At 59.3% G+C, this 26153-nt stretch carries 29 protein-coding genes and 1 other RNA gene; 17 read left to right on the top strand and 13 right to left on the bottom strand.

Going from position 1 to position 26153, the window contains the following annotated elements:
• Positions 1–417: 417 nt before the first annotated feature.
• The 4 genes from ATU_RS10020 to ssrA form a co-directional block, all read right to left on the bottom strand.
• Positions 418–627 carry a ribbon-helix-helix domain-containing protein gene (locus ATU_RS10020; protein ID WP_006311773.1) on the bottom strand — a complete coding sequence of 70 codons (210 nt, stop codon included), beginning with the start codon at positions 625–627 and terminating at the stop codon, positions 418–420.
• 112 nt (positions 628–739) lie between these two features.
• The gene (locus ATU_RS10015; protein WP_035258521.1) at positions 740–943 is read right to left on the bottom strand and encodes a DUF4169 family protein; all 204 of its coding nucleotides are present in this window, start codon (positions 941–943) and stop codon (positions 740–742) included.
• 60 nt (positions 944–1003) lie between these two features.
• Positions 1004–1510: an SspB family protein gene (locus ATU_RS10010; protein ID WP_006311775.1), complete on the bottom strand. Its 507-nt coding sequence runs from the start codon at positions 1508–1510 to the stop codon at positions 1004–1006.
• A 229-nt stretch (positions 1511–1739) separates the two neighbouring features.
• Positions 1740–2110: a transfer-messenger RNA gene (gene ssrA, locus ATU_RS10005) on the bottom strand.
• Between the two features lie 141 nt (positions 2111–2251).
• On the opposite strand from ssrA, the gene ATU_RS10000 reads away from it, so the two are divergent.
• From ATU_RS10000 to ATU_RS09970, 7 genes are all read left to right on the top strand, one after another.
• The gene (locus tag ATU_RS10000) at positions 2252–2560 is read left to right on the top strand and encodes a DUF2853 family protein (protein ID WP_006311776.1); all 309 of its coding nucleotides are present in this window, start codon (positions 2252–2254) and stop codon (positions 2558–2560) included.
• A gap of 92 nt (positions 2561–2652) precedes the next feature.
• The gene (locus ATU_RS09995; protein WP_010972021.1) at positions 2653–3447 is read left to right on the top strand and encodes a thymidylate synthase; all 795 of its coding nucleotides are present in this window, start codon (positions 2653–2655) and stop codon (positions 3445–3447) included.
• Entirely contained in the window at positions 3444–3971 is a 528-nt protein-coding gene (locus tag ATU_RS09990) for a dihydrofolate reductase (RefSeq protein ID WP_010972020.1), read from the top strand. Before ATU_RS09995 ends, ATU_RS09990 begins: the two co-directional genes overlap by 4 nt.
• 143 nt (positions 3972–4114) lie before the next feature.
• A complete protein-coding gene (hflK, locus tag ATU_RS09985; RefSeq protein WP_006311785.1) occupies positions 4115–5233 on the top strand; it encodes an FtsH protease activity modulator HflK in 1119 nt (372 codons plus the stop codon).
• 1 nt (position 5234) lies between these two features.
• Entirely contained in the window at positions 5235–6158 is a 924-nt protein-coding gene (gene hflC / locus ATU_RS09980; protein ID WP_006311787.1) for a protease modulator HflC, read from the top strand.
• A gap of 192 nt (positions 6159–6350) precedes the next feature.
• A complete protein-coding gene (locus tag ATU_RS09975; RefSeq protein ID WP_010972019.1) occupies positions 6351–7895 on the top strand; it encodes a Do family serine endopeptidase in 1545 nt (514 codons plus the stop codon).
• Between the two features lie 89 nt (positions 7896–7984).
• Entirely contained in the window at positions 7985–8734 is a 750-nt protein-coding gene (locus ATU_RS09970; protein WP_010972018.1) for an SDR family oxidoreductase, read from the top strand.
• Between the two features lie 25 nt (positions 8735–8759).
• Here ATU_RS09970 and ATU_RS09965 read toward each other — a convergent pair whose 3' ends face one another.
• Positions 8760–9323 carry a GNAT family N-acetyltransferase gene (locus tag ATU_RS09965; RefSeq protein WP_006311791.1) on the bottom strand — a complete coding sequence of 188 codons (564 nt, stop codon included), beginning with the start codon at positions 9321–9323 and terminating at the stop codon, positions 8760–8762.
• Positions 9320–10210 (bottom strand): phosphoserine phosphatase SerB, encoded by an 891-nt coding sequence (gene serB, locus ATU_RS09960; protein WP_010972017.1) that lies wholly within the window; start codon positions 10208–10210, stop codon positions 9320–9322. The genes ATU_RS09965 and serB overlap by 4 nt, the downstream gene beginning before the upstream one ends.
• Here serB and miaA point away from each other — a divergent pair.
• Positions 10209–11105, top strand: coding sequence for a tRNA (adenosine(37)-N6)-dimethylallyltransferase MiaA (miaA, locus tag ATU_RS09955; protein ID WP_010972016.1), 897 nt, complete (start codon positions 10209–10211; stop codon positions 11103–11105). The genes serB and miaA overlap by 2 nt on opposite strands.
• Positions 11106–11112: 7 nt before the next feature.
• On the opposite strand, the gene ATU_RS09950 is transcribed toward miaA, so the two are convergent.
• Positions 11113–13119, bottom strand: coding sequence for an ATP-binding protein (locus tag ATU_RS09950; RefSeq protein ID WP_010972015.1), 2007 nt, complete (start codon positions 13117–13119; stop codon positions 11113–11115).
• Between the two features lie 382 nt (positions 13120–13501).
• On the opposite strand from ATU_RS09950, the gene ATU_RS09945 reads away from it, so the two are divergent.
• The 4 genes from ATU_RS09945 (at position 13502) to ATU_RS09930 (ending at position 16907) form a co-directional block, all read left to right on the top strand.
• The gene (locus ATU_RS09945; RefSeq protein WP_010972014.1) at positions 13502–15295 is read left to right on the top strand and encodes an acetolactate synthase 3 large subunit; all 1794 of its coding nucleotides are present in this window, start codon (positions 13502–13504) and stop codon (positions 15293–15295) included.
• A gap of 19 nt (positions 15296–15314) precedes the next feature.
• Complete coding sequence (gene ilvN, locus ATU_RS09940) at positions 15315–15887, top strand: acetolactate synthase small subunit (protein WP_003507555.1); 573 nt, start codon at positions 15315–15317, stop codon at positions 15885–15887.
• Between the two features lie 125 nt (positions 15888–16012).
• Positions 16013–16381 (top strand): ArsR/SmtB family transcription factor, encoded by a 369-nt coding sequence (locus ATU_RS09935; protein WP_010972013.1) that lies wholly within the window; start codon positions 16013–16015, stop codon positions 16379–16381.
• Positions 16374–16907 carry an SRPBCC family protein gene (locus ATU_RS09930; protein ID WP_010972012.1) on the top strand — a complete coding sequence of 178 codons (534 nt, stop codon included), beginning with the start codon at positions 16374–16376 and terminating at the stop codon, positions 16905–16907. The genes ATU_RS09935 and ATU_RS09930 overlap by 8 nt, the downstream gene beginning before the upstream one ends.
• A gap of 139 nt (positions 16908–17046) precedes the next feature.
• On the opposite strand, the gene ATU_RS09925 is transcribed toward ATU_RS09930, so the two are convergent.
• The 4 genes from ATU_RS09925 to ATU_RS09910 form a co-directional block, all read right to left on the bottom strand.
• Entirely contained in the window at positions 17047–17892 is an 846-nt protein-coding gene (locus ATU_RS09925; RefSeq protein WP_010972011.1) for an aldo/keto reductase, read from the bottom strand.
• A gap of 179 nt (positions 17893–18071) precedes the next feature.
• Entirely contained in the window at positions 18072–18860 is a 789-nt protein-coding gene (locus ATU_RS09920; protein ID WP_010972010.1) for an anti-sigma factor family protein, read from the bottom strand.
• A complete protein-coding gene (locus tag ATU_RS09915) occupies positions 18857–19414 on the bottom strand; it encodes an RNA polymerase sigma factor (RefSeq protein ID WP_035258530.1) in 558 nt (185 codons plus the stop codon). The genes ATU_RS09920 and ATU_RS09915 overlap by 4 nt, the downstream gene beginning before the upstream one ends.
• Positions 19398–19778 (bottom strand): COG4315 family predicted lipoprotein, encoded by a 381-nt coding sequence (locus tag ATU_RS09910; RefSeq protein WP_006311809.1) that lies wholly within the window; start codon positions 19776–19778, stop codon positions 19398–19400. Before ATU_RS09910 ends, ATU_RS09915 begins: the two co-directional genes overlap by 17 nt.
• Before the next feature lie 134 nt (positions 19779–19912).
• Here ATU_RS09910 and ATU_RS09905 point away from each other — a divergent pair, with 134 nt between their 5' ends.
• From ATU_RS09905 to ATU_RS09895, 3 genes are all read left to right on the top strand, one after another.
• Positions 19913–20272 carry an ArsR/SmtB family transcription factor gene (locus ATU_RS09905; protein WP_035258532.1) on the top strand — a complete coding sequence of 120 codons (360 nt, stop codon included), beginning with the start codon at positions 19913–19915 and terminating at the stop codon, positions 20270–20272.
• Entirely contained in the window at positions 20269–20751 is a 483-nt protein-coding gene (locus tag ATU_RS09900; protein WP_010972665.1) for an SRPBCC family protein, read from the top strand. Before ATU_RS09905 ends, ATU_RS09900 begins: the two co-directional genes overlap by 4 nt.
• A 79-nt stretch (positions 20752–20830) precedes the next feature.
• Entirely contained in the window at positions 20831–21958 is a 1128-nt protein-coding gene (locus ATU_RS09895) for an ATP-dependent DNA helicase (RefSeq protein ID WP_006311823.1), read from the top strand.
• Here the strand turns inward: ATU_RS09895 and ATU_RS09890 are convergent, their stop codons facing one another.
• Positions 21959–22654 (bottom strand): MerR family transcriptional regulator, encoded by a 696-nt coding sequence (locus ATU_RS09890; RefSeq protein WP_006311825.1) that lies wholly within the window; start codon positions 22652–22654, stop codon positions 21959–21961.
• A 234-nt stretch (positions 22655–22888) separates the two neighbouring features.
• Here ATU_RS09890 and ATU_RS09885 point away from each other — a divergent pair, with 234 nt between their 5' ends.
• Both ATU_RS09885 and ATU_RS09880 read left to right on the top strand, forming a co-directional pair.
• Positions 22889–23644 (top strand): pyridoxine 5'-phosphate synthase, encoded by a 756-nt coding sequence (locus ATU_RS09885; RefSeq protein ID WP_010972007.1) that lies wholly within the window; start codon positions 22889–22891, stop codon positions 23642–23644.
• A 72-nt stretch (positions 23645–23716) separates the two neighbouring features.
• Complete coding sequence (locus tag ATU_RS09880; protein WP_010972006.1) at positions 23717–24982, top strand: NAD(P)/FAD-dependent oxidoreductase; 1266 nt, start codon at positions 23717–23719, stop codon at positions 24980–24982.
• A gap of 66 nt (positions 24983–25048) precedes the next feature.
• Here ATU_RS09880 and ATU_RS09875 read toward each other — a convergent pair whose 3' ends face one another.
• Positions 25049–26095 carry an NAD(P)-dependent alcohol dehydrogenase gene (locus ATU_RS09875; protein WP_006311839.1) on the bottom strand — a complete coding sequence of 349 codons (1047 nt, stop codon included), beginning with the start codon at positions 26093–26095 and terminating at the stop codon, positions 25049–25051.
• Positions 26096–26153 lie beyond the last annotated feature (58 nt).

The following is a 26153-nucleotide window of genomic DNA, read 5'->3' as shown; positions in this document are numbered from 1 at the left end:
GCTTGCCCCTGTTATCTGCAGCCGATTAATTTTATTCGACGTGATTAGATCCTCGGCACAGGGCCGAGGATGACGCCCAGGGGATGGTTATCCTTCCCAACGGGCTTCAGGCCTCACTCAAAATTTAAACCTGATAGCAGTGGCTTTGCCTACGGATAGATGGCAATCCTCGTTTCCGGAGACGGCAGAAGCCGTCTGTCGCCTCGGGGGAGAGGCGGGGAATGGACAGTCTGAGAACACTAGTCGGAGGCAAGGCTACGCAATACGGGAATGCCTTGCAGCGCAGACTAGGCCGCCAATGTTTAATGAATGCTTTCACGGCGTTATGAGTTTTCGGCGGGAATTTTTGTAGTCGGATGAGGGCGCACCGTATCGCGGTCTGCGATCGATGTCACATGACGGCCGCGCCTGCCTGAATCAGCGGGTCTTCAGCCAGTTCAGTACGTAGACCCGCAGCGATGACGACAGATTGCTGTCGGCCGGGCGGCTATCGTCTATTTCGGCAAGCAGGGCGGCGAAACTGACCTTGCGTCTTTCGGCGATGATTTTCAGCTCGTCCCAGAAGGCATCCTCAAGCGAGATGCTGGTGCGGTGGCCATGCAAGGTCGCGGAGTGTTTGCGGATCATCAGATCGGTCTCCGGCGGGTCCGGTTGGAAATCTCGATCATGTCTCCCCGGCAAGTCCCTGTTTTGCGATTCTTTTTTCGAATCCCGAAATCCGCTGCGGTGGGTTGGTCCGTCAGTCTTTTCCGGCCCCGTCATCGCCTCTTTCGAGCCGCCCCTGATCGAGCGCCTTTTCGGCTTTGTCGTTCAGGGCCGAGGTGAGGTTCTTTTCCGTCTTGGTACGGCCGTGAGACAGGCGGTTCTGCTCCGCCTGTTTTTCTTTTTCGCTACGCGCCTTTTGTTTGCGAAACTGACGCAGATTGACGATATCGGCCGCCATGGGGATATGTCTCCTTGAGTTTCACGAGGCTGGGTTTCAAAAGGCTTGGGGCAGAAGCCGTTATTGCTTCTTGCGGAAAGCATCCAGCGAAACGACGGAGCCTTCCTTCTTTTCCTCACCCGATTTGGGTGTTTCGGAAGCGGGCTTCGCCTCGTGGGAAACGGGGTAAGCGGTGATTTCCGCTTCTTCCATTTCTTCCTCTTCGGCCAGAGGCACATCGAACTCAAGCTCGAAATTGACGGAAGGATCGTAGAAGCCTCTGATGGCATTGTAGGGAATAACAAGCTTTTCCGGCGTATCGGAGAAGGAGAGGCCGATTTCGAATCCGGTTTCCGTCACCTTCATATCCCAGAACTGGTGCTGGATGACGATGGTCATCTGTTCGGCGTATTTCGACTTGAGGTGCTGGGAAATCCGCACGCCCGGCGCGCCGGTCAGGAAGGTGATGAAGAAGTGATGGTCGCCGGGCAGGCGGCCGGTAGCGGCCACTTCACCCAAAACCTTACGAATAACGCCGCGAAGGGCATCCTGTGCGAGAATGTCGTAACGGATATGATCCTGCCCCATGCGGTCCTGTCTTTCCCTTATTCGAACGTCTTTTCATGCGTGGCGCGGCTTGCGCGCCCGGGACGCTGTAACACTTTGAATCTTCGCGCAATCCTTGAGCCGGGATCATTTTCGATCCTGACGGCTACGCGTTGTCCAAGTATACGCAATGTCCCGAACGGCAGCAACGGAAAAGCCGATGCCGTTTGCAAGTCAGCTATCATATAATCAATTCAGGCAAAATGGAGAAGGTGGAGGTTTCTGTTGCCAGGTACCTCCGAACCCCGCCTTACGGGGCTAACCGTAAGGACTTAGAGCGGAATTCCCGCACCGCCATTAGGCAGCGAGAGCGTATTCCTTAGCGTTGTTGTCATTTGCAACTACACTTGTGACCCGATAACGGCGGTATCATGCCGAGCAAAAGTTCGATCTTTACGCCCTTGTCGATCCTATTTCGCCCCCATCAAAAGCCGGCCTCATCTTGAGATCCCGCCGGTTTTTGGTGGAGGCGCCGGGTACCGCCCCCGGGTCCAATAGGTTTATTACACCGACCGTTTATCGCCATAGCCGGGTTGCCCCGGCAAGGCTCATATAGGCGTTTCGCCGGCCTTAGAAAAGGGGGGTGATGACAATTCCATGAAAAGGTTTCGTCATTGTGGTCCGTAATTTAGACTATTCTTGACGACGGGAGATTGCTGTCCCATTCTCCTGCAACCGGTCACCAGAAGTAACGTTGCGCCGGGGACACACGAAGGAGTTGATATGACCGACTATCTCGCAGATGTGAAGAAATACGACGCAGCAGCCGACGAAGCCGTGGTCGGCAAGATCGTCAAACATCTCGGCATTGCCCTGCGCAACCGGGATTCGTCTCTGGTGTCCGCTTCCGATCCAGAAGAGCTTGCGCGCGTGAAGGCTAGCTGGTGCGGCAAGAAGCTCGGGGTCACCGACGACAGCGCGGACAAGGCAATCGCCACTGTCGCAAAAGCCATGGCTGCGGATCGCTCCAAGTCTCGCGTGACCTTCTATTATCTGGTGGCCAAGGAACTGGGCAAGCTTCAGTCGCTTTGATCTGAGCCGGGGATAAACCCGCATTAGGTGATTGGTTCTGCCGCCCTGTGCTATTATATTCCCTTGATATCAGGGAATCGGCGGCAGAACGCATGAAACAATATCTCGATCTTCTCCGGCATGTGATGGAAACCGGCTCCGACCGCGGAGACCGCACCGGCACCGGCACGCGTTCGGTATTCGGTTACCAGATGCGTTTCGACCTTTCCGAAGGTTTTCCGGTTCTCACCACAAAGAAACTGCATCTGCGCTCCATCATCCATGAGCTGCTGTGGTTCCTAAACGGCGATACCAATATTGCCTATCTCAAGGAAAATGGTGTTTCCATCTGGGATGAATGGGCCGATGAGAACGGCGATCTCGGTCCGGTCTATGGCGCGCAATGGCGGTCCTGGCCAGCGCCTGATGGCCGCCATATCGACCAGATCGCGCTTCTGATCGAGGCGCTTAAAACCAATCCCAATTCCCGCCGCCACATCGTTTCGGCCTGGAACCCGGCGCTGGTGGACGAAATGGCGCTGCCGCCCTGCCATTGCCTGTTCCAGTTCTATGTGTCCGATGGAAAGCTGTCCTGCCAGCTTTACCAGCGCTCGGCCGATATTTTCCTCGGCGTGCCCTTCAATATCGCATCCTACGCGCTGCTGACGCTGATGGTGGCGCAGGTCGTGGGCCTCAAGCCCGGCGATTTCGTTCATACCCTTGGTGATGCGCATATCTACGCCAACCATTTCGAACAGGCGCAGCTGCAGATGACGCGTACGCCGAAGGCCTTGCCGACCATGCGCCTCAACCCTGATGTGAAGAACCTTTTCGGCTTTAAGTTCGAGGACTTTACGCTGGAGAATTACGAGGCCGATTCAAGCATCAAGGCACCGATCGCGGTATGAGTGAGCCGCGCGTCACCATCATCGTTGCGGTCTCCGAGAACGGCGTCATCGGCCGCGATCTCGACATGCCATGGAAGCTGTCGACCGATCTGAAGCGCTTCAAGGCGATGACGATGGGCAAGCCGCTCATCATGGGCCGCAAGACGTTTCTGTCTGTCGGCGAACGTCCCCTCCCGGGCCGTCCGCATATCATCGTCAGCCGAAATGCCGATTACCGGCCTGAAGGCGTCGACGTCGTTTCGTCGCTGGACGAGGCCGTGAAGCTTGCAAAAACGAAGGCTGTGGAACTGGGCGTGGACGAGGTTTTTGTCGCCGGCGGTGGCGAGATTTACCGTCAGGCCATGCCCTTTGCCGATCAACTTTCCGTCACCCATGTGGCGGTAAAACTCGATGGCGACACTTTTTTTCCGGAAATTGATCCCGCCGTTTTTGAGAAAACCGAAGAAAAGGCCGCGTCCGCAGGGGAAAAGGACAATTATCCGGTTCTGTTTACCACTTATGTGCGACGAGCCGCGGCAAAGTGAACTATTTACCTCGATTGGGTATTTAGTTACCACCTCTGCGTTGAAACAGGCGCTTCTCCTTCCTATAACGGGTCGATATTCCCGCCGCACGCGAGCAATCGCTTACGAACGGAACCGGGAGAGGCTTTTATAAAGAGGTATTGATGCCCTGGAGCAATCAGAATGGCGGCGGCGGCCCATGGGGCGGCGGCGGTGGAGGAAACAACCAGGGCGGCGGTGGCGGCCCATGGGGGCAGGGGCCTAACCGGCCTCGCGGCGGTGGCGGCGGCAATGGCGGCCCACCCGATCTGGAAGAGATCATCCGGCGCAGCCAGGACCGTTTCAAGAATGTGCTGCCCGGCGGCTTCAATGGCGGCGTGGTCGCCATCGTGGTTCTCGTCGTTCTGGTTTTCCTCGGCATCCAGTCCATCTACACCGTCCAGCCGGATGAGCGCGGCGTCGAGCTGCGTTTCGGCCGTCCGAAGGACGAAATCTCGATGCCTGGCCTGCATTTCCATCTGTGGCCGATCGAGACGGTGGAAATCGTCAAGGTGACCGAGCAGCAGCAGAATATCGGCTCGCGCGCCTCGTCGTCTTCGTCGAGCGGCGTGATGCTGACCGGCGACCAGAACATCGTCAACGTTCAGTTCTCGGTGCTTTATACGGTCTCCGATCCGAAATCCTATCTCTTCAACGTCGACGCCCCGGCGGAAACGCTGCAGCAGGTTTCCGAAAGCGCCATGCGCGAAGTCGTTGGCCGTCGTCCGGCGCAGGATATCTTCCGCGATAACCGACAGGCGATTGCGGCGGATGTGCGCAGCATCATCCAGTCCACCATGGACGGTTATGGCGCGGGCATCTCCATCAATGCAGTGGCCATCGAAGATGCGGCTCCGCCGCGCGAAGTGGCCGATGCCTTCGACGAAGTGCAGCGTGCCGAACAGGATGAAGACCGCTTCGTTCAGGAAGCCAATCAATACGCCAACCAGAAGCTCGGTGCCGCACGCGGTCAGGCCGCGCAGATCGTCGAAGAGGCGAACGCCTACAAGTCGCGTGTCGTCAACGAGGCGGAAGGTGAGGCGCAGCGCTTCATTTCCATCTATGACCAGTATCGCACGGCGCCTGAGGTAACCCGTCAGCGCATGTTCCTGGAAACGATGGAGCAGGTCCTGAAGGGTTCCAACAAGATCATCATCGACGAGAAACAGGGCGTGGTGCCTTATCTGCCTCTGAACGAGATCATGCGCAACAATCCGGGCGCAGCACAGCAGGGAGGCAACTGATATGGGTAACCGTCTTACGGCCGTTCTTGTCGGTCTCGCCGTCCTGCTTTTCCTCGGTTATTCGTCGATCTTCGTCGTCAACGAGCGCCAGCAGGCCATCGTCGTCCGCTTCGGTCAGATCCAGGATGTGAAAACGGCGCCGGGCCTCTATTTCAAGCTGCCCTTCGCCTTCATGGATGCCGACCGCGTGCAATATGTCGAGAACCGCGCGCTGCGCTTCGATCACGACAATATCCGTGTTCAGGTCTCCGGCGGCAAGTTCTATGAGGTCGATGCCTTCGTGGTCTATCGCATCACGGATGCGCGCCGCTTCCGGCAGACGGTCTCAGGTGACCAGATGTCGGCGGAATCGCGCCTGCGCACCCGTCTCGACGCATCGTTGCGCCGGGTCTACGGTCTGCGCGGCTTTGAATCCGCACTTTCGGATGCGCGTGCATCGATGATGCAGGAAGTGCGTGACGATCTGCGTCCCGATGCGGAATCGCTCGGCATCAGCATCGTGGATGTCCGCATCCGTCGTACCGATCTGACGCAGGAAGTGTCGCAGCAGACCTTCGAGCGCATGAAGTCGGAACGTCTTGCCGAAGCCGAACTTATCCGCGCACGCGGTAACGAGGCGGCGCAGCGTCGCCGGGCCGTTGCCGACCGTGAGGTTGTGGAACTCGAGTCCACGGCCCAGCGGCAGTCCGAAGTGCTGCGCGGTGAAGGCGATGCCGAACGCAACAAGGTCTTCGGTGTGGCTTTCCAGCGCGATCCTGATTTCTTCGAGTTCTATCGCTCCATGTCTGCTTACGCCAATGCGTTGAACGGTAACGGCACGACGCTGGTCCTGTCCCCGGATTCGACCTTCTTCCGTTATTTCAACAATATCAACGGTGCGCCACCTGCGGCTCCCGCCGCACCTGCGCCAGCGCCGGCGAACTGATAGCGGATCGAATGATTTTGGAGGGGCCGGTTTTTACCGGCCCTTTCTTTTTACTCCGCTTTCGTGCCAATGCTGTGGCTACGGGCAGGACATCCCCGCCTGTTCACGAAAAGGTATTTTTACACTTCATCATTCCGCCTTATGCTTTGACGATATAAGCAGGGCATGACGATTTGAAACGCGAGGACGCTTATGGCCGTGACCCTTCTTTCGCCTTTTCGCAGCAGCATTGCCGCAGTTGCGGGCATCGCGCTTGTGGCGGGCAGCCTTTCGGCGCCGGTTGCGGCAAGAGCGCAGAGCCATGGGCCGGAATCGGTGGCTGATCTTGCCGAGCCGCTGCTCGATGCGGTGGTGAATATTTCCACGTCCCAGAACGTCAAGACCGAGGGCAAGGGTCCAGTTCCGCCGAAGCTGCCGGAAGGTTCGCCCTTCCAGGAGTTCTTCAAGGATTATTTCGACAGCCAGAAGCCGGAAGGCGGCGAAAAGGTCAATTCGCTGGGGTCGGGTTTCGTGATCGATCCGGCTGGCTATGTCGTGACCAACAACCACGTCATCGAGGGTGCTGATGCCATCGAGGTGATTTTCCCGAATGGCTCGAAGCTCAAGGCGACGCTGGTCGGTACCGATACCAAGACCGACCTTTCGGTCCTGAAGGTGGAGCCGAAAACACCGCTGAAGGCCGTGAAGTTCGGCGATTCGCGCAGCATGCGCATCGGCGACTGGGTGATGGCTGTCGGCAATCCGTTCGGGCTTGGCGGATCGCTGACCGTGGGCGTCATTTCCGCGCGCGGCCGCAATATCAATGCCGGCCCCTATGACAATTTCATCCAGACGGATGCGGCCATCAACAAGGGTAACTCCGGTGGCCCGCTCTTCAACATGAAGGGTGAGGTGATCGGCATCAATACGGCGATCATTTCGCCGAGCGGCGGTTCGATCGGTATTGGTTTCGCCGTACCGACGGAGCTTGCCCAGAATATCGTGCAGCAGCTCATCGAATTCGGCGAGACCCGCCGCGGCTGGCTCGGCGTTCGCGTTCAGCCTGTTACTGATGATGTGGCTGCGAGCCTCGGCATGGACAGCGCCAAGGGCGCGCTGATATCAGGCGTGGCCAAGGGCGGCCCGGTGGAGAACGGCCCGATCCAGGCGGGTGATGTCGTGCTGAAGTTCGACGGCAAGGATATCAATGAAATGCGCGACCTCTTGCGTATCGTGGCGGAAAGCCCTGTCGGCAAGGAAGTCGATGTTGTCGTTTATCGCGACGGCAAGGAAGAGACCGTCAAGGTCAAGCTCGGGCAATTGCAGGATACGACCGACGAGAAGGCCTCGACCGACGACCCGCAGGGTGAAGACGGTGATGGCAGCATGGTCGCCCCCGACGATAAAGACGGTGGCGACGATCAGGCGCAGGACCAGACACCTGAAGTGCGCGAAGCACCGCAGACCGTGCTCGGCATGAATCTCGTGGTGCTGAGCAATGAGCTGCGCACGGAAAAGGGCATTGCCGAAAGCGTGGAAGGCGTGCTTGTCGCAAGCGTCGATCCCGGTTCTCCCGCCGAACAGAAGGGCATGAAGGCCGGCGACGTCATCGTCGAGGTCGGGCAGGATTTCATGGAAGTTCCTGGCGACGTGCTGGTACGTGTGAACGGCCTGAAGTCCGAAGGCCGCAAGAACGCGCATATGATGGTGGCGGATGCTCAGGGCAATCTGCGCGTGGTGGCGTTGCCGCTGGAATAAACGCTTTTCGCCCGATCCGTCAGGAATCGGGTGGTTGCGGCACTGTCGGGTCCCTATCCCTTGGTCTCCATCAAACGGAGGCCAAGGATATGAAATTACTCGAAAACAAGGTTGCTATCATCACCGGCGCGTCATCCGGCATCGGCCGGGCGACGGCGATGCTGTTTGTCACGCAAGGCGCGGCAGTCGTCATCAATGCGCGCGGTGAAAAGGCGCTGCAGGAGGTTGCAGCCGACATTCGTGATGCCGGCGGCCGTGTCCATGCGGTTGCGGGCGACGCCGGTGTTGCGGAAACCCATTCCCGGTTGGCGGATGCGGCCGTGGGCGTTTTCGGTGGCCTCGATATCGCCATCAATAATGCCGGGGCGGTGGGGGCTATGAAGCCGCTGGCGGAGATTTCGCCCGAGGAGTGGGATCATGTCCTCAACGTCAATCTCACCTCCGCCTTTCTGGGGGCGCGTTACCAGATTCCGCCGATGCTGAAGCGGGGCGGCGGTTCCATCGTCTTTACGTCGAGCTTCGTCGGCACCAGCGCCGGCATTCCTGGCATGTCGGCTTATGGAACTGCGAAGGCAGCGTTAATGGGGCTGGTGAAGGGCATTACCGCCGATTATGCGATCAATGGCATTCGCGCCAATGCCCTGCTCCCCGGCGGGGTCGATACACCGGCCGCAGGAGACCCGGCGCAGAAGGAATGGGCCGCCGGCCTGCATGCGATGAAGCGCATTGCCCAGCCCGAGGAAATTGCGCAGGCCGCTCTTTTCCTCGCAAGCCCAATGGCAAGCTTCGTCGCCGGGGCCGCATTGTTTGCCGATGGCGGCAATGCCGCGGTGAAATGACTTTCGGAACTGACGGGCAGGCGTTTTATCGCGCCCGCCATTCCTCCAGCGTCAGCGCATAGGTGACGTGGGGCCGCAGATGCGGGTGCGTCTCTTCCGGCACGCGCGGGTGGTCGAAATCGCGGGAAGGATCACGCCTCAAGCCGATGCGTTCCATGACCGCCGTCGAACGATGGTTGTCGTGGACGGCAAAGGAGACGATTTCCGGCGTCTCCTTTTCATCGAAAGCCATGACGAGCAGCGATTGCGCAGCTTCGGTGACATAACCGTGCCCCCAGAAGCGAGTGGCGAGCCGCCAGCCGATTTCCATGGTGCCGATCGGGAAGGGCGGATCGAGGTTCATGACAGGCGATATGCCGCAGAACCCCATCACTTCACCGGTTTCTCGCAGCTCCATGGCATAAAAGCCATAGCCGCTGCCGCGGATCATGCCATTGATGGTTTCCAGCACCGCGTCCGCTTCCGCATGGCTGCGGCGGAAGGGGAAAAATTCCATGACCTTCTCATCCGCGTTGATTTCGCGGAACAGGTCGCGGTCGCTCTCCTTCCATTCGCGCAGAATGAGTCTTTCTGTCTCACGAATGATCATGGAATGACAAAATCCGTCTTGCGATAGCCCTGGATGTAGAGAAGCGCGGTCAGGTCGCCATGGTCGATGCGCATCTGCGCTTCGGCGGCCACGGCGGGCTTGGCGTGCAGGGCAACGCCTGCACCGGCCACATGCAGCATGCCGAGATCATTGGCGCCATCGCCGACCGCCATCGCCTCTTCAGACGAAATGCCGAGCCTTGCGGCAATATCGTTCAGTGCATCCACTTTGGCCTGTTTGCCGAGGATGGGTTCGGCAACGGTGCCATCAAGCTCGCCATTGGCTTCGCCGAGCAGATTGGCGCGGTTCTCATCAAAACCAAGCATCGCAGCGACGCGGTTGGTGAAGACGGTGAAGCCGCCGGAAACGAGGGCGGTGTAATAACCCTTCGCTTTCATGGTGGCGATCAGCTCCTTGCCGCCTGATGTCAGCGTGATGCGCTTTTCGATGACGTCATCGATGACAGAGACCGGCAGGCCCTTCAGCAGTGCGACGCGCTCACGCAGCGCCGGCTCAAAAGCGATCTCGCCATTCATCGCACGGGCGGTGATGGCGGAGACCTTGTCCTTCAGCCCGACTTCGGCGGCCAGCTCGTCGATGCACTCCTGGCCGATCATGGTTGAATCCATGTCGGCGATCAGCAGCTTCTTGCGCCGCTGGTCCTGCTCCTGGATGACGATATCGATGGGTTTTCCGATAAGCGCGGCTGCAATCGCGCTGCGCGCCTGTTCGGCTGCGGTGCCCAGGGGCAGGGCTATATCGCAGGCGATGCCGTCGGCCAGCCAATAAAGGCCCGATGCATTGACCGCCTTTGCGGCGGCTTCGCCGAGGGCTGCTGTCAGAACAGGATTTGACGGATTGGCGATAAGCGTGGCAACCAGAGCCATGATGAAAAACCTTGATCAGAATTTTGATGCGATCCTGATAACCGGCCCGACGGCAAGCGGCAAGTCCGCGCTTGCGCTTCGTCTGGCGCGGGAGCGGAACGGCGTCGTCATCAATGCCGACAGCATGCAGGTTTACGACACGCTGCGGGTGCTGACCGCCCGGCCTTCCGACCACGAAATGGAGGGGGTGCCACACCGTCTCTACGGCCATGTGCCCGCTGGCAGCGCCTATTCGACCGGCGAATGGCTGCGGGATATTTCCGGACTGCTTTCGGATCTGCGCGGTGAGGGGCGTTTTCCTGTCATTGTCGGCGGTACGGGGCTTTATTTCAAGGCGCTGACCGGCGGCCTTTCCGATATGCCCGCCATTCCCGATGACCTCCGCGAGGGGCTGCGCGCCCGGTTGATCGAAGAGGGAGCGGCAAAGCTTCACGCCGAATTGGTGAGCCGCGATCCGTCCATGGCGCAGATGCTGCAGCCGGGAGATGGCCAGCGCATCGTCCGGGCACTGGAGGTGCTCGAGGCGACGGGGAAATCGATCCGCGATTTCCAGCGCGCCAGCGGCCCGATGATCATCGATCCCGAGCGGGCGCAGAAATTCATCGTCCTGCCGGAGAGGCCGGTGCTGCATGACCGTATCAACCGCCGTTTTGAGGCGATGATGGACAGTGGTGCGGTGGAGGAGGTCCAGGCGCTTCTTGCGCTCAATCTAGCGCCCGATGCAACGGCGATGAAGGCGATTGGCGTTGCTCAGATCGCCGATATGCTGACTGGGCGCATGGGTGCGGCGGAGGTGATAGAAAAATCGGCGGCTGCGACCCGCCAATATGCCAAACGGCAGATGACCTGGTTCCGCAACCAGATGGGGGATGACTGGACGCGCATCCAGCCGTGAAAGGGGCCTAATCCTTGCGGTAGAGGCTGCCGAGCGGTTTTTTCAACAGGCTTTCGCGCAACGAGGGGCGCGTCTCACCGGGCGGCGGGCCATTCTGCGCCTGCATCTGGAAACCCGCCTTGCGCAGATCGTTGACGGCGCCGGCGGTGGGGTCCGTTGACGCCGCATTGGATGGCACAGGCGGTGTGCGTCCGGGCAGCATATCCGGGCGGTAGGGTTCGTATCCCCCCGTTGCGGGCGTTCCCAATTCTCGCTTCCAGCGATCGATGTCGTCTGCCGTCTGGAATACGGACGGTTCTGGCTGGTCGGAAAAAGCCGCTTCCACGCTTTGCTGGAAGCCGGTGATAACGGGTTTGGCCGTGGCGCGCATGCGGGTGACTATGCTGTTCAGGTCGACCGTGTCAGGGGTTTCATGGTTCATATGGCTGGACGTGCCGCTCGCCTTCGGCAGCTTGGCCGTGGCTACACGGTCGAAGCGCATGCGCATCGGCACGTTCACGGCCTCACCGAAGGCGATGGCTTCGCCATTGCCGATGGAGGAGAGAAAGCTCGTAGTCGAGGTCGAAGCGTTCGGCACGGCGGAGAGAATGATCTTCTGGTCGATCTCGTTCGACAGCCGCATGGCGAACACGGTCGAGCATTGCGACAGGATGGTCTGGTCCAGCTCGCTTGGCCGTTGGCTGATGACGCCGAGTGAAATGCCGTATTTGCGGCCTTCCTTGGCGATCTGGGCGATGGATTGCCGGGTGGGGAAAAAGCCACGCTCGGGATCAGCCGGAACATAACGGTGCGCTTCTTCGCAGACGATAAGCATATGCAGCGAACCGCGCGCCAGAACCGCCAGCTCGAAGGACATGCGGCAGAGCACCGAGACCACCGAATTCACCACTTCGGAGGGGATGCCTGACAATTGGAAAACCGAAATCGGCTTGCCTTCCCCGGGGATGCGGAAGATATGCGCGACCGTCTCGAGAATGTTGTCGTTGATCGTATTGCTCGAGAACATGAAATTATAGCGCGTATCGTTGACGGCCGAGAGGATGCGGCCCTTCAGCGTGCGCAAGGCGGGTTTTTCGCCGCGGCCTTCCAGCCTTCCGATGCGCTCATCGATGAGGGCGAGAAGATCGGCGATGCGGTATGGCACCGGCGTATCCGGCGTGATCGCGCTCTTGTCGGATGTACGGCGGACGGCGGAACCTTCGGTGCCGCGAAATGCCTTTTTTGCTTCGGGAATGAGGTCCCGGAGGAAATCCATCTCTTCCGGCACGGGCTTGCGGCCGCGGAAAATCACCTCGGCAAATTCCTCGAGCCGCATCAGCCAGAAGGGAAGGTCCAGCGTATCGGTATCGATGACGACGGAATGATCGGGAAAAGCAGCCGCGAATTCATTATGCGGATCGAGAATGAGGACGCGCAGTTTCGGGTCGGTCTCGATCGCCTTGTTCAGAAGCAGCGAAACGGCGGTGGTCTTGCCCACGCCCGTCGATCCGACGACGGCGAAATGTTTGGCAAGCATCTGAGGAATGCTGATCGCCGCGTTGATCGTGTCGTCCTGCGTCAGCTTGCCGATGACACAGGCATCGCGTTTGCCGCTGTCGTAAATCTTTGCAAGGTCGCTGGTGCGGATGCGGTGCGCCACCGCGCCGAGATAAGGGTAACGGGAGATGCCGGTGGAAAAACGTTCGCTGCCGTCTTCGGTGCGATACACTTCACCCACGAGTTCCACGTCGATCAGCAGCCTGTTTGGCTTGTCCGCTGCCCAGTGGTCGTCGCCGGTGCGCATGGAAAAGACCAGCGCGGTGACACGGCTCGTGCCCATTTCGATGGAGATCAGGCGTCCGACGGACCAGAGCTGCGACACATCGGTGGAGCCGGGTTCCGTTTCTGCGGCAATGGTGGCGTGCGCGCCGTTACACGCGATGACGCGGCCGAGCATGCGGTTTGCCGGTTGCTCGCCGGATCGCCGTTCGTTTTCGTCCATGCGGGACGCGTTATGAGACGTGTCGTTATTCACATTTTTTCCCGGTACATGCGGATGATCGCGGTGGTTCGGGCAGCATCTGCGCTTTCGAGACTAAAAGATTATGCTTAACAACAGGTGTATTGGTCGCGTTCGAAAATTTCGCCAAAGCCCCCGCCGGGGTAATAAAAGAAGGCGGCGGTGATTTTTTCCCGCAATATGCGTTGACGGCTGGGGCTTTTCTGGCTAACACTCCGGCCCATGAAAAATCTTAACGTACTTATCGTGGTGGGACGGCGCATGGGCAGGATGGTATAACCATCCGGCGAAAGCACCCATGCGCTGAACGAGGCTCCTCTAGGGGCCTTTTTTTATGTCTTCAAACAGGCCCTCGGGCTCCTCGATATCCAAAGCCAAAGCGGGATGGAAACAGGCAATGACGGATAAGGACAATACGGAAAACAGCAATCGCATGACAGGTGCGGAGATCGTTCTGCAGGCGCTGAAGGACAACGGCGTCGAGCACATCTTCGGTTATCCCGGCGGTGCCGTTCTTCCGATTTATGACGAGATTTTCCAGCAGGAAGACATTCAGCACATCCTCGTGCGTCATGAGCAGGGTGCCGGCCACGCGGCCGAAGGGTATGCCCGTTCCACCGGCAAGGTCGGCGTCATGCTCGTTACCTCCGGTCCCGGCGCCACCAATGCGGTGACGCCGCTGCAGGATGCGCTGATGGATTCCATTCCGCTCGTCTGCCTGTCCGGCCAGGTTCCGACATCGCTGATCGGTTCCGACGCATTTCAGGAATGCGATACCGTCGGCATCACGCGCCCCTGCACCAAGCACAACTGGCTGGTCAAGGACGTCAACGAACTGGCTGGCATCATCCATGAAGCCTTCCGCATCGCGCAGACTGGCCGTCCGGGTCCCGTCGTTGTCGATATTCCGAAGGATATTCAGTTCGCCACCGGCACCTATACGCCGCCTTCCGCCGCCATCCAGCAGAAGAGCTACAAGCCGAAGGTTCAGGGCGACCTCAACGCCATTCATGCTGCCATCGAACTGATGTCGAAAGCGAAGAAGCCGGTTTTTTACACCGGCGGCGGCGTCATCAATTCTGGTCCGGAGGCAACCCGTCTGCTGCGTGAACTGGTCGAGCTCACCAATTTCCCGATCACCTCGACGCTGATGGGTCTCGGCGCCTATCCGGCTTCCGGCAAGAACTGGCTCGGCATGCTGGGCATGCACGGTTCCTACGAAGCCAATATGACGATGCATGATTGCGATGTCATGGTCTGCATCGGCGCGCGTTTCGATGACCGTATTACCGGTCGCATCAATGCGTTTTCGCCGAATTCCAAGAAGATCCATATCGATATCGATCCGTCCTCGATCAACAAGACCGTGCGTGTCGACGTGCCTGTTATCGGCGATGTCGGGCATGTTCTGGAAGACATGGTTCGCCTGTGGCGCGCTTTGCCGAAGAAACCGGAAAAAGCGCAGACGGCCGACTGGTGGTCGCAGATTGAGCGCTGGCGCGCCCGCAATTCCTTCGCCTACAAGAACTCCAAAGATGTCATCATGCCGCAATATGCATTGCAGCGGCTTTATGAGGCGTCGAAGGGACGCGACACTTACATCACGACAGAAGTCGGCCAGCACCAGATGTGGGCGGCGCAGTTCTTCGGTTTCGAGGAGCCGAACCACTGGATGACCTCGGGCGGTCTCGGCACCATGGGTTATGGCCTGCCGGCGGCTATCGGCGTGCAGGTCGCGCATCCCGAAGCGCTTGTCATCGACATTGCCGGTGACGCATCGATCCAGATGTGTATCCAGGAAATGTCCTGCGCCATCCAGTACGGCCTGCCGGTGAAGATTTTCATCCTCAACAACCAGTATATGGGCATGGTGCGGCAATGGCAGCAGTTGCTGCACGGCAACCGTCTGTCCAACTCCTATACCGAAGCCATGCCTGATTTCGTCAAGCTGGCGGAGGCCTATGGCGCTGTCGGCATGTATTGCGACGACCCGAAGGAACTGGACGACAAGATCGCCGAGATGATTGCGGTCAACAAGCCGGTCATCTTCGATTGCCGCGTTGCCAATCTCGCCAATTGCTTCCCGATGATCCCATCTGGTAAAGCCCATAACGAGATGCTGTTGCCGGATGAGGCGACGGATGAAGCTGTTGCCAACGCCATCGATGCCAAGGGCCGTCAGCTAGTCTGAGCCGGGAGAGGAAAAGGACATGAACGCACACCTACAACCCACCGGCTCCGCCTATTTCATCCAGAAGGAAACGGCTGCCGTTGAAAATCACACGCTGTCGGTTCTCGTCAGCAACGAGCCGGGCGTTCTCGCCCGGGTCATCGGCCTGTTTTCCGGCCGTGGCTACAACATCGAAAGCCTGACGGTTTCGGAAACGGAACATGAGGCGCATCTGTCGCGCATCACCATCGTCACACGGGGTACGCCCATCGTGCTGGAGCAGATCAAGGCGCAGCTGGAACGCATCGTGCCGGTGCACCGGGTTCTGGACCTTACCGTCCGTGCCCGTGAACTGGGACAGGAACGGCCGATCGAGCGCGAAGTGGCGCTCATCAAGGTTGCCGGCACGGGCGAAGTCCGTGCCGAGGCGCTGCGGCTTGCCGATGCGTTTCAGGCCAAGGTGGTAGATGCCACGGTGGAGCATTTCATCTTCGAGATCACCGGCAAGTCATCCAAGATCGACCAGTTCGTGGCGATCATCAAGCCGCTCGGCCTGATCGAAATCTGCCGCACGGGCATTGCCGCCATGAACCGCGGTTCGCAGGGCATGTAATTCGTCTCTAAGCGAAATCTTCCATAAAGCCCGCGGTTCGCCGCGGGTTTTTTTATGGAATCCGCTTGGGATCGATATTCAACCATGTGGTTGACATTCCGCGGCGACCGGCTATATTCAACAACATGGTTGAATTATCCGCTTCACATCTAGACACTGTCTTTCATGCCCTTGGCGACGCAACGCGACGCACGATGCTGCGTGATCTTTCCCGTGGCGAGCGAACGGTGAGCCAGTTGGCTCAACCCTTCGACATATCGCTCGCGGCAGCCTCGAAGCATATCAAGGCGCTGGAAAATGCGGGGCTTATCCGCCGCGAGGTGAGGGGGCGCATCCATGTCTGCCGCCTTGCGCCGGAACCCCTAGCGGAAGCGCATGAATGGCTGGATTTCTACCGGCAGTTCTGGGGCAATCGCCTCGATGTTCTTGAGCAGATGCTCAGGGAGGAAGATCAGGGAAAATCCCCTGCAGATGGAGGAAATGACAATGGCTGATATCGCAATGCCTGAAACCTATGGCCGTCTCGTCGAGCCAACGACCCTGAAGATCGAGCGGCTGTTGCCCGGACCGATCGAGCGGGTCTGGGCTTATCTGACCCAAAGTGACCTTCGCCGCCGCTGGCTCGCCTCCGGCGAAATGCGGCTTGCGCCCGATGCGCCCTTCGAACTGGTGTGGCGCAACGACGAGCTTTCCGATCCGCCGGGCCACCGCCCGGAAGGCTTTTCCGAAGAGGAAAAGATGGCGTCCCGCATCATTACCGTCGTTCCGCCGCATCACCTTGTCTTTAGTTGGGGTGAAAGCGGAGAGGTGTCGATCGAGCTTCAGGCTCTGGGCAAGGATGTGCTTCTGACGCTGATTCATCGCCGGTTGGTTGGCAGGAAGACCAAGCTCGATGTCAGCGCCGGCTGGCATGTGCATCTCGATATTCTCGCTGCCCGTCTTCAGGAAAAGGAACCGGCCCCTTTCTGGGATACGTGGCTGGCGCTGAAAGAGGAATACGAGCCCCGCATACCGTCATAAAGCCCCGGGGCTATCTGACCGACGGCGCGGCTTGCCGCGCCGTTATTGCAATCTTTATTGCGGGCAGTTCCCGGTTCTCACATTCCGATTCAACCGCTTCAGCAGCTGATTCCGAAATGTCCGCTAACGCCCTGTTATGTCAGAGCATTTCCAAGGACGTCTTGCGCGTCGGCGGCGGGAAGGCGGCGTCGAGGGCGGTCCAGTCTTCCTCGGTTATTTCAAGATCGGTGGCGCCGCGATTTTCCACGATACGGGACACGCTGGCGGATTTTGGAATGGCGATGACGCCGTCCCTATCCAAAAGAAAGGCCAAGGCCAGCTGCGCCGGGGTTGCCTGATAAGCCTTGGCGATGCGAATGAGTTCGTGGTTCTTCAGGATACGGCCCTGCTCGATGGGGGAATAGGCCATCAGCGGCACGCCGTGCTCCTGGCACCAGGGCAGAAGGGAAAATTCAGGTCCGCGCCGGGAGAGGTTATAGAGCACCTGATTGGCGGCGCAGTTTTTGCCCTCTGGAACGGTGAAAAGCTCCTCCATATCGTCGGTATCGAAATTGGAGACGCCCCAGTTGCCGATCTTGCCGTCGCTCTTCAGCCTTTCGAACGCGGCCACGGTTTCGCCAAGCGGGTGCTCGCCGCGCCAGTGCAGCAGATAGAGGTCGATGTGGTCGGTGCCGAGCCTTGCGAGGCTGCGCTCGCACGCTTCCGCAGTGCCTCTCGCGCTGGCATTCCAGGGATAGACCTTGCTGACCAGAAACACCTCGTCGCGGCGGCCGGCGATTGCCGTGCCGACCACTTCTTCCGACCGGCCGTCGGCATACATTTCCGCGGTGTCGACCAACGTCATGCCGAGATCGATCGCCTTGCGGATGCTTTCAATCTCGTCGTCTGCCGATGATCTCGTCTCGCCCATATTCCAGGTGCCAAGTCCGAGGGCTGGAACCTCATTTCCAGAGGGCAGGGTGACGGCAGGAATATCCTCATGCATGGTTTTGCTCCAGCGGTTGTCGATTGGACAATAGTCTTTTGTGTCGACTTCTCAAACCCATGGCGGAGACGATCGATCCATCAAAAAATTTGACCTCGTCCTTCGGTGCGTTGCTGCTGTTTGCCTTCCATCACGCAGATGCTGACGTCGTCACTCGCATTCCGCGGCCCCTGCTGGCCTCACGTCGGAAACTGCCGGTAACATTCCTCGGCGATTGCCTGCACCTCGTCGCGCGACAGTTCGGCGGAAACGGCATAACCCAGCTCGTTGTCGATCCAGTAGAAGGTTTCGACACCGTCGGCGCTGGCCATGCGGAAGCTGGTGGTGCGGTTTTCCTCGTTGTGGCCGACCAGCACCGTCACCCGGCGGCCGGTCTTGTCCTGATACATCAGCATCGCGCCCGGCTTGCCGCTGACGGGGATGAGACGCCCGCCGACGAGGTCATATCCGATCTTCGACAGATCGGGGATGGCGAAGGGATAACCGAGCCGCTTGCCAAGCCAAGTCGCAAGATGCTGCTGCTCGCCGGCGCCGACCTCGACGGGGTGACGCACCTCGCTTGCATAGATGAGATAGGCGGATTTCGCCTGTGCCGGAATATCCGTCGTCAGCGATGCCAGGGTCACGTCCTGCGGCGTCGAAAAGGAGGAGGGCAGCAGCCTGCCGGCTGCGGCGCCCGCTACGAAGATCAGCAGGGCCGCCGCCGTCCGCAGGAGGGCCGGTTTCAGCCGCCATGTGCGATCCCTCTTTTGCGGGCCGAGCATCGAGGCGTCATGCGGATGTGCGGCGGCATAGGAGGCGAAGGCATTGCGCAGAATGTCGGCCTGTTTTTTCCATGCCTGCACGCGGCTCTGGTCTTCCGGTCTTTCAGCCAGCCAGCTCTCGACAGCCGCGCGGTCGTCGTCGGAAAGAAGTCCGTCGACATAGGCGTGCAGATCGTCTTCGGTTATGGCATCGGGCCGTTTCATCGTGGTCTCCGCAGGGGTATGATATTATCCTCCGCCAGATGCTGGCGAAGTGTTTCGCGGGCGCGAGACAGCCTGGACATGACGGTGCCGAGCGGGATCGCCAAGGTCTCGGCCGCCTCCTGATAGCTGTAGCCTTCCACCGTCACCAGCATCAGCACTGCCCGCATATCCGGTGAAAGAAGTGCTAGCGCGCGATGCAGCCGGTCGTTCTCCAGCGTGTCGGAAAGCGTGTCCGGGATGGCAATGGTCTCATGGCCGTCGAGGCTTTCGGACGGATGACGTTTCTCGGCGCGGTGGCGGTTGCGATAAAGATTCGTCATTATCGTGTAAGCCCATGTTTTCAAACCCGTTCCGCGCCATTGCCTTTTGTTGGCAAGTGCCTTTTCCACGCAGTCCTGCAACAGGTCCTCGCCATCGGCATCGGAACGGGAAAGGCTGCGGGAATAACGGCGCAGCATGGGTATCAACGCCAGCATCTCCGTTTCGAAGCTGCCGGTTGCGGGGGAGTGGCTCCCCCGCTTTTCACCATTCATGCCATCAGGGTTTTGCGGCATCCCATACACCGTTCATACCGTCGCCGGTGGCGTCGCCCTTTTTCGTGTCCTTGACCCAGTAATAAAGCGGCATGCCGTCCTTTGCCCACTGCATCTTGCCGTCCTTGCGCTTCAAGAGGGAATAGGCGCCCTCGGCCTTGTCACTGGCGGCTGCAAAAAACGGCGGCCAGTTCACCGCGCATTTGTCGTAACAATTGGATACGCCCTTCTTGTCGTTCTTGAAAGTGTAGAGCGTCATGCCTTTTTCGCCGGCAAGCACATTGCCTTTGTCGGTTTTGACCGTTTCGACCGCCGGCGCTGCATAGGCCGTTCCGGCAAAAGCCAGAACGAGGGCGGGAACGATAAAGCGGATTTTCATGGACATATCCTCCTTGGTTCGGGCGGGCTCAAGCCGCCAGCGCATCAAGAGACACCGTCGCGCGCCGGTTTATTCCCCGTTGCGAAATATTTTTTAAACTTATCCATTGAGCTAAGTGTTTTCCCATGATAGTTAGCTTTATGGAAAACTATTCAGACGCGCTCAACGATATCTTCCAGTCTCTCGCCGATCCGACCCGCAGGGCCGTGATCCTGCGGCTGGGCGGCGGGGAGGCGAGCATTGGAACGCTGGCCGAACCCTTCGCTATGGCCCTGCCATCCTTCATGAAACATATCCGCCAGCTGGAGGAGGCGGGGCTGATCGTGACACGCAAGCAGGGGCGTGTCCGGTTCTGCTCGCTGGAGAAACAGAGGTTTTCCATGCTCGATGGCTGGCTTTCGCAACAGCGTGCCGTCTGGGAGGGCCGCACCGACCGGCTCGAGCAATTCGTCATGGCGCAACAGGACAGGATGTCCAGCAAAGGGGAGAATGACCAATGACCGAGACTTTCAATCCCGATCTCGACCTGAAGATTTCACGCATCATCAAGGCGCCGCGCCGGCTGGTCTGGAATGCCTGGACGGACAAGACCAGCCTGGAACAATGGTGGGTGCCGCATCCCGGCCAGTGCCGGGTGGACAAAATGGAGCTTCACCCCGGCGGTGCTTTCGAGACGCGCTACAGCGAAGACGGCAGGGAATTTGGCCAGCATGTCAGCGGCTGTTTCCTGGCGGTGGATCATGAGCAGCGCCTCATCTTCACCGATGCGCTGACGGCGGGTTTCCGGCCCTCCGCCCAGCCGTTCCTCACCGCCGTGATGACGTTTCGCGATCATCCTGATGGCATGGAATATGAGGCCTATGCCATGCACAACAACCTTGCCGACCGCGACAGGCACGCGGAGATGGGGTTCTTCGACGGCTGGAACACGGTTGCGGAGCAGCTGGCGCAGCTTGTCGAGAAGCAGGCGGCGCATTGAGGTCATCATTCTCATTGCGCGATTCATCTTTCGTTCTTTTTCTGTTGCGCATCAGGCTCGAATCCTGCGATGAGGACGCATGTTATTTTCACCGCAACAGGACGAAGCGCTCAAGGCTGTTTCCCGCTGGCTGAAAGAAGGCCGGACGCCGGTTTTCCGGCTGTTCGGTTATGCCGGAACGGGCAAGACGACGCTTGCCAAGCATTTTGCGGAAAATGTCGATGGTGAGGTGCTGTTTGCTGCCTTCACCGGCAAGGCGGCGCAGGTGCTGCGTTCGCGCGGGGCGACCAATGCCCGCACCATTCATTCGCTGATCTACCGCCCACGCGGTGAAGAAACGGTCGAAGACGAGGAAACCGGCAAAACCTCTGTTGCGCCGATGTTTTCCATCAACCGCCAGAGCCCGCTCGCCAAGGCAGCGCTGATCATCATCGATGAATGCTCGATGGTGGACGAGCAGCTCGGCAAGGATCTGATGAGTTTCGGCACACCGATCCTCGTGCTTGGTGATCCCGGCCAGCTGCCGCCGGTTTCGGGCGGCGGCTTTTTTACCGAGCAGGAGCCGGATTTTCTGCTGTCGGAAATCCACCGCCAGGCCAAGGATAACCCCATCATCCATCTTGCCATGGATGTGCGCGAAGGCCGCGAGATCATGCGCGGCGATTATGGCTCCGCGCAGGTGATTTCCAAGTCCGAAGTGACGCAGTCGCTGGTGCTCGAGGCCGATCAGGTTCTGGTCGGCACCAATCGCACCCGCCGCCGCTACAATCAGCGGCTTCGTGAGCTGAAGGGTTTTTCCGCCGATTATCCACAGTCCGGCGACAAGCTGGTCTGCCTTCGCAACGATCCGGCCAAGGGCCTGCTCAACGGCTCGCTGTGGCAGGTGATGAGTTCATCGCGCGAGACGGTGAAACCCGGCATCAACCTGATGATCCGGCCGGAAGATGACGATATGGATCGCGGTGCGGCCAAGATCAAATTGCTGAAGGCGGCCTTCGAGGATGTGGAGACCGAAATTCCCTGGTCGACCCGCAAGAGGTACGACGAGTTCGATTTCGGTTACGCGCTGACCGTGCACAAGGCACAGGGTTCGCAATGGAACAATGTGGTTCTCTTCGACGAGAGCTATGCTTTCCGTGATTCTCGCGAAAGATGGCTTTACACTGCCATCACCCGCGCGGCCGAAACCCTGACGATCGTTCGTTGATCAGGCACGGATGACGCCGAGCAGAACCGCCTTGGCGACCGCCTGAAAGCGGTTGCTGGCACTGAACTTGCCGATGATCTTTGCCTCCAGCGTGTTGAGATCGCTGCCTGAAAGGCCAAGGGCGCGGGCAAGCCGCACTGGCGCATAACCCTCCGCCATCAGTTCCAGGCATTTACGTTCGGTGTCGGTGAGGGCGATGTCCTTTGCCGGTGCCCGCTCAGTGCCATCCATGCCGTCCGCATCCGTCTCCGTCACCAGCAATTCCTCGATCTGCTGGGCCTGACGCTGGAGGGTGGAAAGCTCGGAGGTCAATTCTCTCTTCCGCTGCCGCAATGCGGCGTGGAATATGTCGTCCGCCTCTTCCTGCGAGAGCGACCGGACGAGTTTTTCCATGATTTCGGTAATCGCGGCAACGGAGATGCCCACTTCGCGACAGACGTTGATGACGGCCATGCGCTGAACGTTGCGGTGGGTATAAACGCGCATCTGGCCGATGCGCTTCGAGGTCAGCAGTGCCTTTTCCTCGTAAAAATGCAGTGTCCGGTGGGTCACTCCGAAAATATTGGCCATGTCGGCGATGGGAACCGGTTCGGCGGGCAGGGAGGAAGGCAGGCTCACATCCGGTAGAAAGCTGCTGATCCTGAGATTGGGTTTGTCCTCGTCGCCGTGTTCAAACGGCATCCTGCCATCCTGCATCGTCTCCCCCTTCACGCTTTTTGACAGTGTGCCTGCTTTTTATGGCATCCGTTATTCGTTCCCCCGTCGCGGGCCCGTCTTCTGATCAAGACATCATGCCAAACGCAGCAAAAAAACCATAACGTGTATTGCCTGCTTTCGTTCCCGCAGCTTTAAAAAATTTTATCGGCCTCCTTGCGGTCGGCGTCAACCTGCGTGAAACAAGGTATCAATTCCGAACCGGAGCCCGATGCCATGCCTGCAAAACTTTCCGTCAATCTGAACGCAATTGCCATGTTACGCAACCGCCGCGATCTTCCCTGGCCTGATGTCGCGCATTTCGGGCAGATTGCGCTCTCGGCGGGTGCAAGCGGGTTGACTGTACACCCGCGGCCCGACCAGCGCCATATCCGCTTTTCGGATCTGCCGGTGCTGCGGGCGCTGATCGATGATCGTTTCCCCGGCGCGGAATTCAACATCGAAGGGTATCCCACCGAGGATTTTCTCGTTCTCTGCGAAAAGACCCAGCCGGAACAGGTGACGCTGGTGCCTGACGACCCGTCGCAGGCGACGTCAGACCACGGCTGGGATTTCCGCAAACATGCTGTTTTTCTGAAAGATGTCGTCGGGCGCCTGAAGGCCGGTGGCATGCGCGTTTCACTGTTTGCCGATGGCGACGGGGAACGCGAGCCGGTGGAGCTGGCGGCCGAGACGGGGGCCGCCCGCATCGAGCTTTACACCGGCCCTTATGGCGGCTGTTTTGACGATACGCAAAAGGCTGACCTGCTTGTCGAGAAGCTTGGGCAGACGGCGGATCATGCCGCAGCACTCGGGCTTGCTGTCAATGCCGGCCATGATCTGACGGTTGCGAACCTGCCCAAGCTGATGAAACGTATCCCCAATCTCGCTGAGGTATCGATCGGCCACGGGCTGACGGCAGATGCCATGGAATATGGCATGGCTGAAACAGTCCGGCGTTTTTGTCAGGCCTGCGGTCAGCGTAATTCATAACCAAAGTCAATTTTTTCGCCTATGCTTTGGCTTGCGCATGCTCCGTGCGCGAGCTTTGGAAGGCAAAGACATATGCAAGAACATCATGTTGTCGTCGTGGGTGGAGGCTTCGGCGGTTTACAACTGGTGCATGGGCTGGAGGGGGCCCCTGTCCGCATTACATTAATCGACCGTCGCAATCACCACCTGTTTCAGCCCCTGCTGTATCAGGTTGCGACGACGGCGCTGGCGACATCCGAGATCGCCTGGCCGATCCGCCATCTTTACCGCGACCGCAAGGAAGTGACGACCCTGCTTGCGGAGGTGACCGGCGTGGACCGGGCGGCGCGGACCGTGCAGCTGAATTCGGGCCAGGTGATCGGCTTCGATACGCTGGTGCTGGCCACCGGCGCGCGTCACGCCTATTTCGGTCACGACGAATGGGAGCGTTCCGCCCCCGGCCTCAAGACGCTGGAAGATGCAACGACAATCCGCCGCCGCCTGCTTCTGGCCTTCGAAAGGGCCGAACTTGCCACCAGTGAAGAGGAGCGGCAGGCGCTGCTGACCTTCGTCATCATCGGGGCCGGCCCGACCGGCGTGGAAATGGCGGGCATGATCGCCGAGCTCGCCCACAGGGCGCTGCCGGCGGAATTCCGCAATGTCGATACCAGAAAGACCCGCGTATTGCTTGTGGAGGCCGGCCCTCGCGTCCTGCCGGTCTTCACGGAGGATCTTTCGACCTATGCGAAGGAAGCGCTTGAGAAGCTCGGCGTCGAGGTTCTGCTCGGAACGCCGGTGACGGCCTGCACGGATGAGGGCGTGACGGTGGGCGAGACCTATTATCCCTGCCGCACCGTCGTCTGGGCCGCCGGTGTGCAGGCCTCTCCGGCAGCGAAGTGGCTGAATGCGGCCGGCGACAGGGCAGGGCGTGTCATCGTCGGGCCGCAGCTTCATCTCGAAGACGATGCTGATATCTTCGTCATCGGCGATACCGCCGCGGTCAATCAGGAAAACGGCAAGCCGGTGCCGGGCATCGCGCCCGCGGCAAAGCAGCAGGGCGCTTATGTGGCAAAGGTCATCAAGGCGCGACTGGAGGGCAAGCCGATACCGGCACCCTTCCGCTACAGCCATCAGGGCAATCTCGCCACCATCGGCAAACGCGCGGCGGTGATCGATTTCGGCCGGTTCAAGCTGAAGGGCGTGCTGGCATGGTGGATATGGGGGCTTGCCCATATCTACTTCCTGATCGGAACGCGGTCGCGGCTGGCCGTGGCGTGGAGCTGGCTGTGGATTTATCTGAGCGGCCAGCACAGTGCGCGCCTGATTACCCAGAAAGAGACGCTGAAGGACGAGGCCTGAAGTAACAAAGGAAAGGGCGGGAAGCATGGCTTCCCGCCCTTGTTTATTTGGTCGTCTCTACGCGTATCAAGCGTCGAGCGAGGCCATGTCGATGACGAAGCGGTAACGCACGTCGCTCTTCAGCACGCGCTCATAGGCTTCGTTGACGTCCTTGATGCCGATCGTTTCGATTTCCGAAACGATGTCGTGCTTGCCGCAGAAATCCAGCATTTCCTGGGTTTCCTTGATCGAGCCGATCATCGAACCGGCGAGCGAACGGCGGGCGGGAATGACCGAGAATGCGTGCACCGGGATCGCATGTTCCGGCACGCCGAGCAGAACCATCGTGCCGTTGACCTTGAGCAGGTTGAGGTAGGCGTTCCAGTCGATTTCGGCCGAGACTGTGCACAGGATCAGGTCGAAGGTGCCGGCGAGTTTCTCAAAGGTCGAGGCGTCGCTGGTGGCGTAATATTCCTTCGCGCCGAGCTTGAGGCCGTCTTCCTTCTTCGACAGCGTCTGCGAGAGAACGGTGATATCAGCGCCCATGGCCGAGCCGATCTTCACGCCCATGTGGCCAAGGCCACCCATGCCGACGATAGCCACTTTCTTGCCGGGGCCTGCATTCCAGTGCTGCAGCGGCGAATAGAGCGTGATGCCGGCGCAGAGAAGCGGCGCGGAGGCATCGAGCGGCAGGTTGTCCGGGATGGACAGGACGTAGTCTTCCCTGACCACGATATGGTCGGAATAACCGCCCTGGGTCGCGCTCTTGCCGTCCCGTTCAACGGAATTGTAGGTCTGCACGAGACCCGGCATATACTGCTCATTGTCGACATCGCGGGTGGCGCAGCCAACGCAGGAATCGACAAAGCAGCCGACGCCGACATGGTCGCCGACCTTGAACCGCGTGACCTTGGAACCAACGGCCCGCACGACACCGGCGATTTCGTGGCCCGGAACGATCGGGTAAACGGCATTGTGCCATTCGTTGCGGACGGTGTGGATGTCCGAGTGGCAGATGCCGGCATATTTGATATCGATGACGACGTCGTCATCATTCGGCTCGCGGCGTTCGAAGGTGAACGGGGTAAGCGGCTTCGACGCGTCGGTCGCAGCATAACCTCTTGCAATAGCCATCTGAATATCCTTTCGGGAGTTGGGGACGGCGGAATATGCGATGGAAGTGCAAAGAGGC

This window comes from Agrobacterium fabrum str. C58, assembly GCF_000092025.1.
Classification (GTDB): Bacteria; Pseudomonadota; Alphaproteobacteria; order Rhizobiales; family Rhizobiaceae; genus Agrobacterium; species Agrobacterium fabrum.
This window is presented reverse-complemented; position numbering and strand designations above follow the sequence as displayed.

What these genes read in the sequence shown, in the direction of transcription:
- ATU_RS10020 (WP_006311773.1), bottom strand. Translation starts at nt 627, where the DNA reads ATGATCCGCAAACACTCCGCGACCTTGCATGGCCACCGCACCAGCATC.
- ATU_RS10015 (WP_035258521.1), bottom strand. Translation starts at nt 943, where the DNA reads ATGGCGGCCGATATCGTCAATCTGCGTCAGTTTCGCAAACAAAAGGCG.
- ATU_RS10010 (WP_006311775.1), bottom strand. Translation starts at nt 1,510, where the DNA reads ATGGGGCAGGATCATATCCGTTACGACATTCTCGCACAGGATGCCCTT.
- ATU_RS10000 (WP_006311776.1), top strand. Translation starts at nt 2,252, where the DNA reads ATGACCGACTATCTCGCAGATGTGAAGAAATACGACGCAGCAGCCGAC.
- ATU_RS09995 (WP_010972021.1), top strand. Translation starts at nt 2,653, where the DNA reads ATGAAACAATATCTCGATCTTCTCCGGCATGTGATGGAAACCGGCTCC.
- ATU_RS09990 (WP_010972020.1), top strand. Translation starts at nt 3,444, where the DNA reads ATGAGTGAGCCGCGCGTCACCATCATCGTTGCGGTCTCCGAGAACGGC.
- hflK (WP_006311785.1), top strand. Translation starts at nt 4,115, where the DNA reads ATGCCCTGGAGCAATCAGAATGGCGGCGGCGGCCCATGGGGCGGCGGC.
- hflC (WP_006311787.1), top strand. Translation starts at nt 5,235, where the DNA reads ATGGGTAACCGTCTTACGGCCGTTCTTGTCGGTCTCGCCGTCCTGCTT.
- ATU_RS09975 (WP_010972019.1), top strand. Translation starts at nt 6,351, where the DNA reads ATGGCCGTGACCCTTCTTTCGCCTTTTCGCAGCAGCATTGCCGCAGTT.
- ATU_RS09970 (WP_010972018.1), top strand. Translation starts at nt 7,985, where the DNA reads ATGAAATTACTCGAAAACAAGGTTGCTATCATCACCGGCGCGTCATCC.
- ATU_RS09965 (WP_006311791.1), bottom strand. Translation starts at nt 9,323, where the DNA reads ATGATCATTCGTGAGACAGAAAGACTCATTCTGCGCGAATGGAAGGAG.
- miaA (WP_010972016.1), top strand. Translation starts at nt 10,209, where the DNA reads ATGATGAAAAACCTTGATCAGAATTTTGATGCGATCCTGATAACCGGC.
- serB (WP_010972017.1), bottom strand. Translation starts at nt 10,210, where the DNA reads ATGGCTCTGGTTGCCACGCTTATCGCCAATCCGTCAAATCCTGTTCTG.
- ATU_RS09945 (WP_010972014.1), top strand. Translation starts at nt 13,502, where the DNA reads ATGACGGATAAGGACAATACGGAAAACAGCAATCGCATGACAGGTGCG.
- ilvN (WP_003507555.1), top strand. Translation starts at nt 15,315, where the DNA reads ATGAACGCACACCTACAACCCACCGGCTCCGCCTATTTCATCCAGAAG.
- ATU_RS09935 (WP_010972013.1), top strand. Translation starts at nt 16,013, where the DNA reads ATGGTTGAATTATCCGCTTCACATCTAGACACTGTCTTTCATGCCCTT.
- ATU_RS09930 (WP_010972012.1), top strand. Translation starts at nt 16,374, where the DNA reads ATGGCTGATATCGCAATGCCTGAAACCTATGGCCGTCTCGTCGAGCCA.
- ATU_RS09925 (WP_010972011.1), bottom strand. Translation starts at nt 17,892, where the DNA reads ATGCATGAGGATATTCCTGCCGTCACCCTGCCCTCTGGAAATGAGGTT.
- ATU_RS09920 (WP_010972010.1), bottom strand. Translation starts at nt 18,860, where the DNA reads ATGAAACGGCCCGATGCCATAACCGAAGACGATCTGCACGCCTATGTC.
- ATU_RS09915 (WP_035258530.1), bottom strand. Translation starts at nt 19,414, where the DNA reads ATGCCGCAAAACCCTGATGGCATGAATGGTGAAAAGCGGGGGAGCCAC.
- ATU_RS09910 (WP_006311809.1), bottom strand. Translation starts at nt 19,778, where the DNA reads ATGTCCATGAAAATCCGCTTTATCGTTCCCGCCCTCGTTCTGGCTTTT.
- ATU_RS09905 (WP_035258532.1), top strand. Translation starts at nt 19,913, where the DNA reads ATGGAAAACTATTCAGACGCGCTCAACGATATCTTCCAGTCTCTCGCC.
- ATU_RS09900 (WP_010972665.1), top strand. Translation starts at nt 20,269, where the DNA reads ATGACCGAGACTTTCAATCCCGATCTCGACCTGAAGATTTCACGCATC.
- ATU_RS09895 (WP_006311823.1), top strand. Translation starts at nt 20,831, where the DNA reads ATGTTATTTTCACCGCAACAGGACGAAGCGCTCAAGGCTGTTTCCCGC.
- ATU_RS09890 (WP_006311825.1), bottom strand. Translation starts at nt 22,654, where the DNA reads ATGCAGGATGGCAGGATGCCGTTTGAACACGGCGACGAGGACAAACCC.
- ATU_RS09885 (WP_010972007.1), top strand. Translation starts at nt 22,889, where the DNA reads ATGCCTGCAAAACTTTCCGTCAATCTGAACGCAATTGCCATGTTACGC.
- ATU_RS09880 (WP_010972006.1), top strand. Translation starts at nt 23,717, where the DNA reads ATGCAAGAACATCATGTTGTCGTCGTGGGTGGAGGCTTCGGCGGTTTA.
- ATU_RS09875 (WP_006311839.1), bottom strand. Translation starts at nt 26,095, where the DNA reads ATGGCTATTGCAAGAGGTTATGCTGCGACCGACGCGTCGAAGCCGCTT.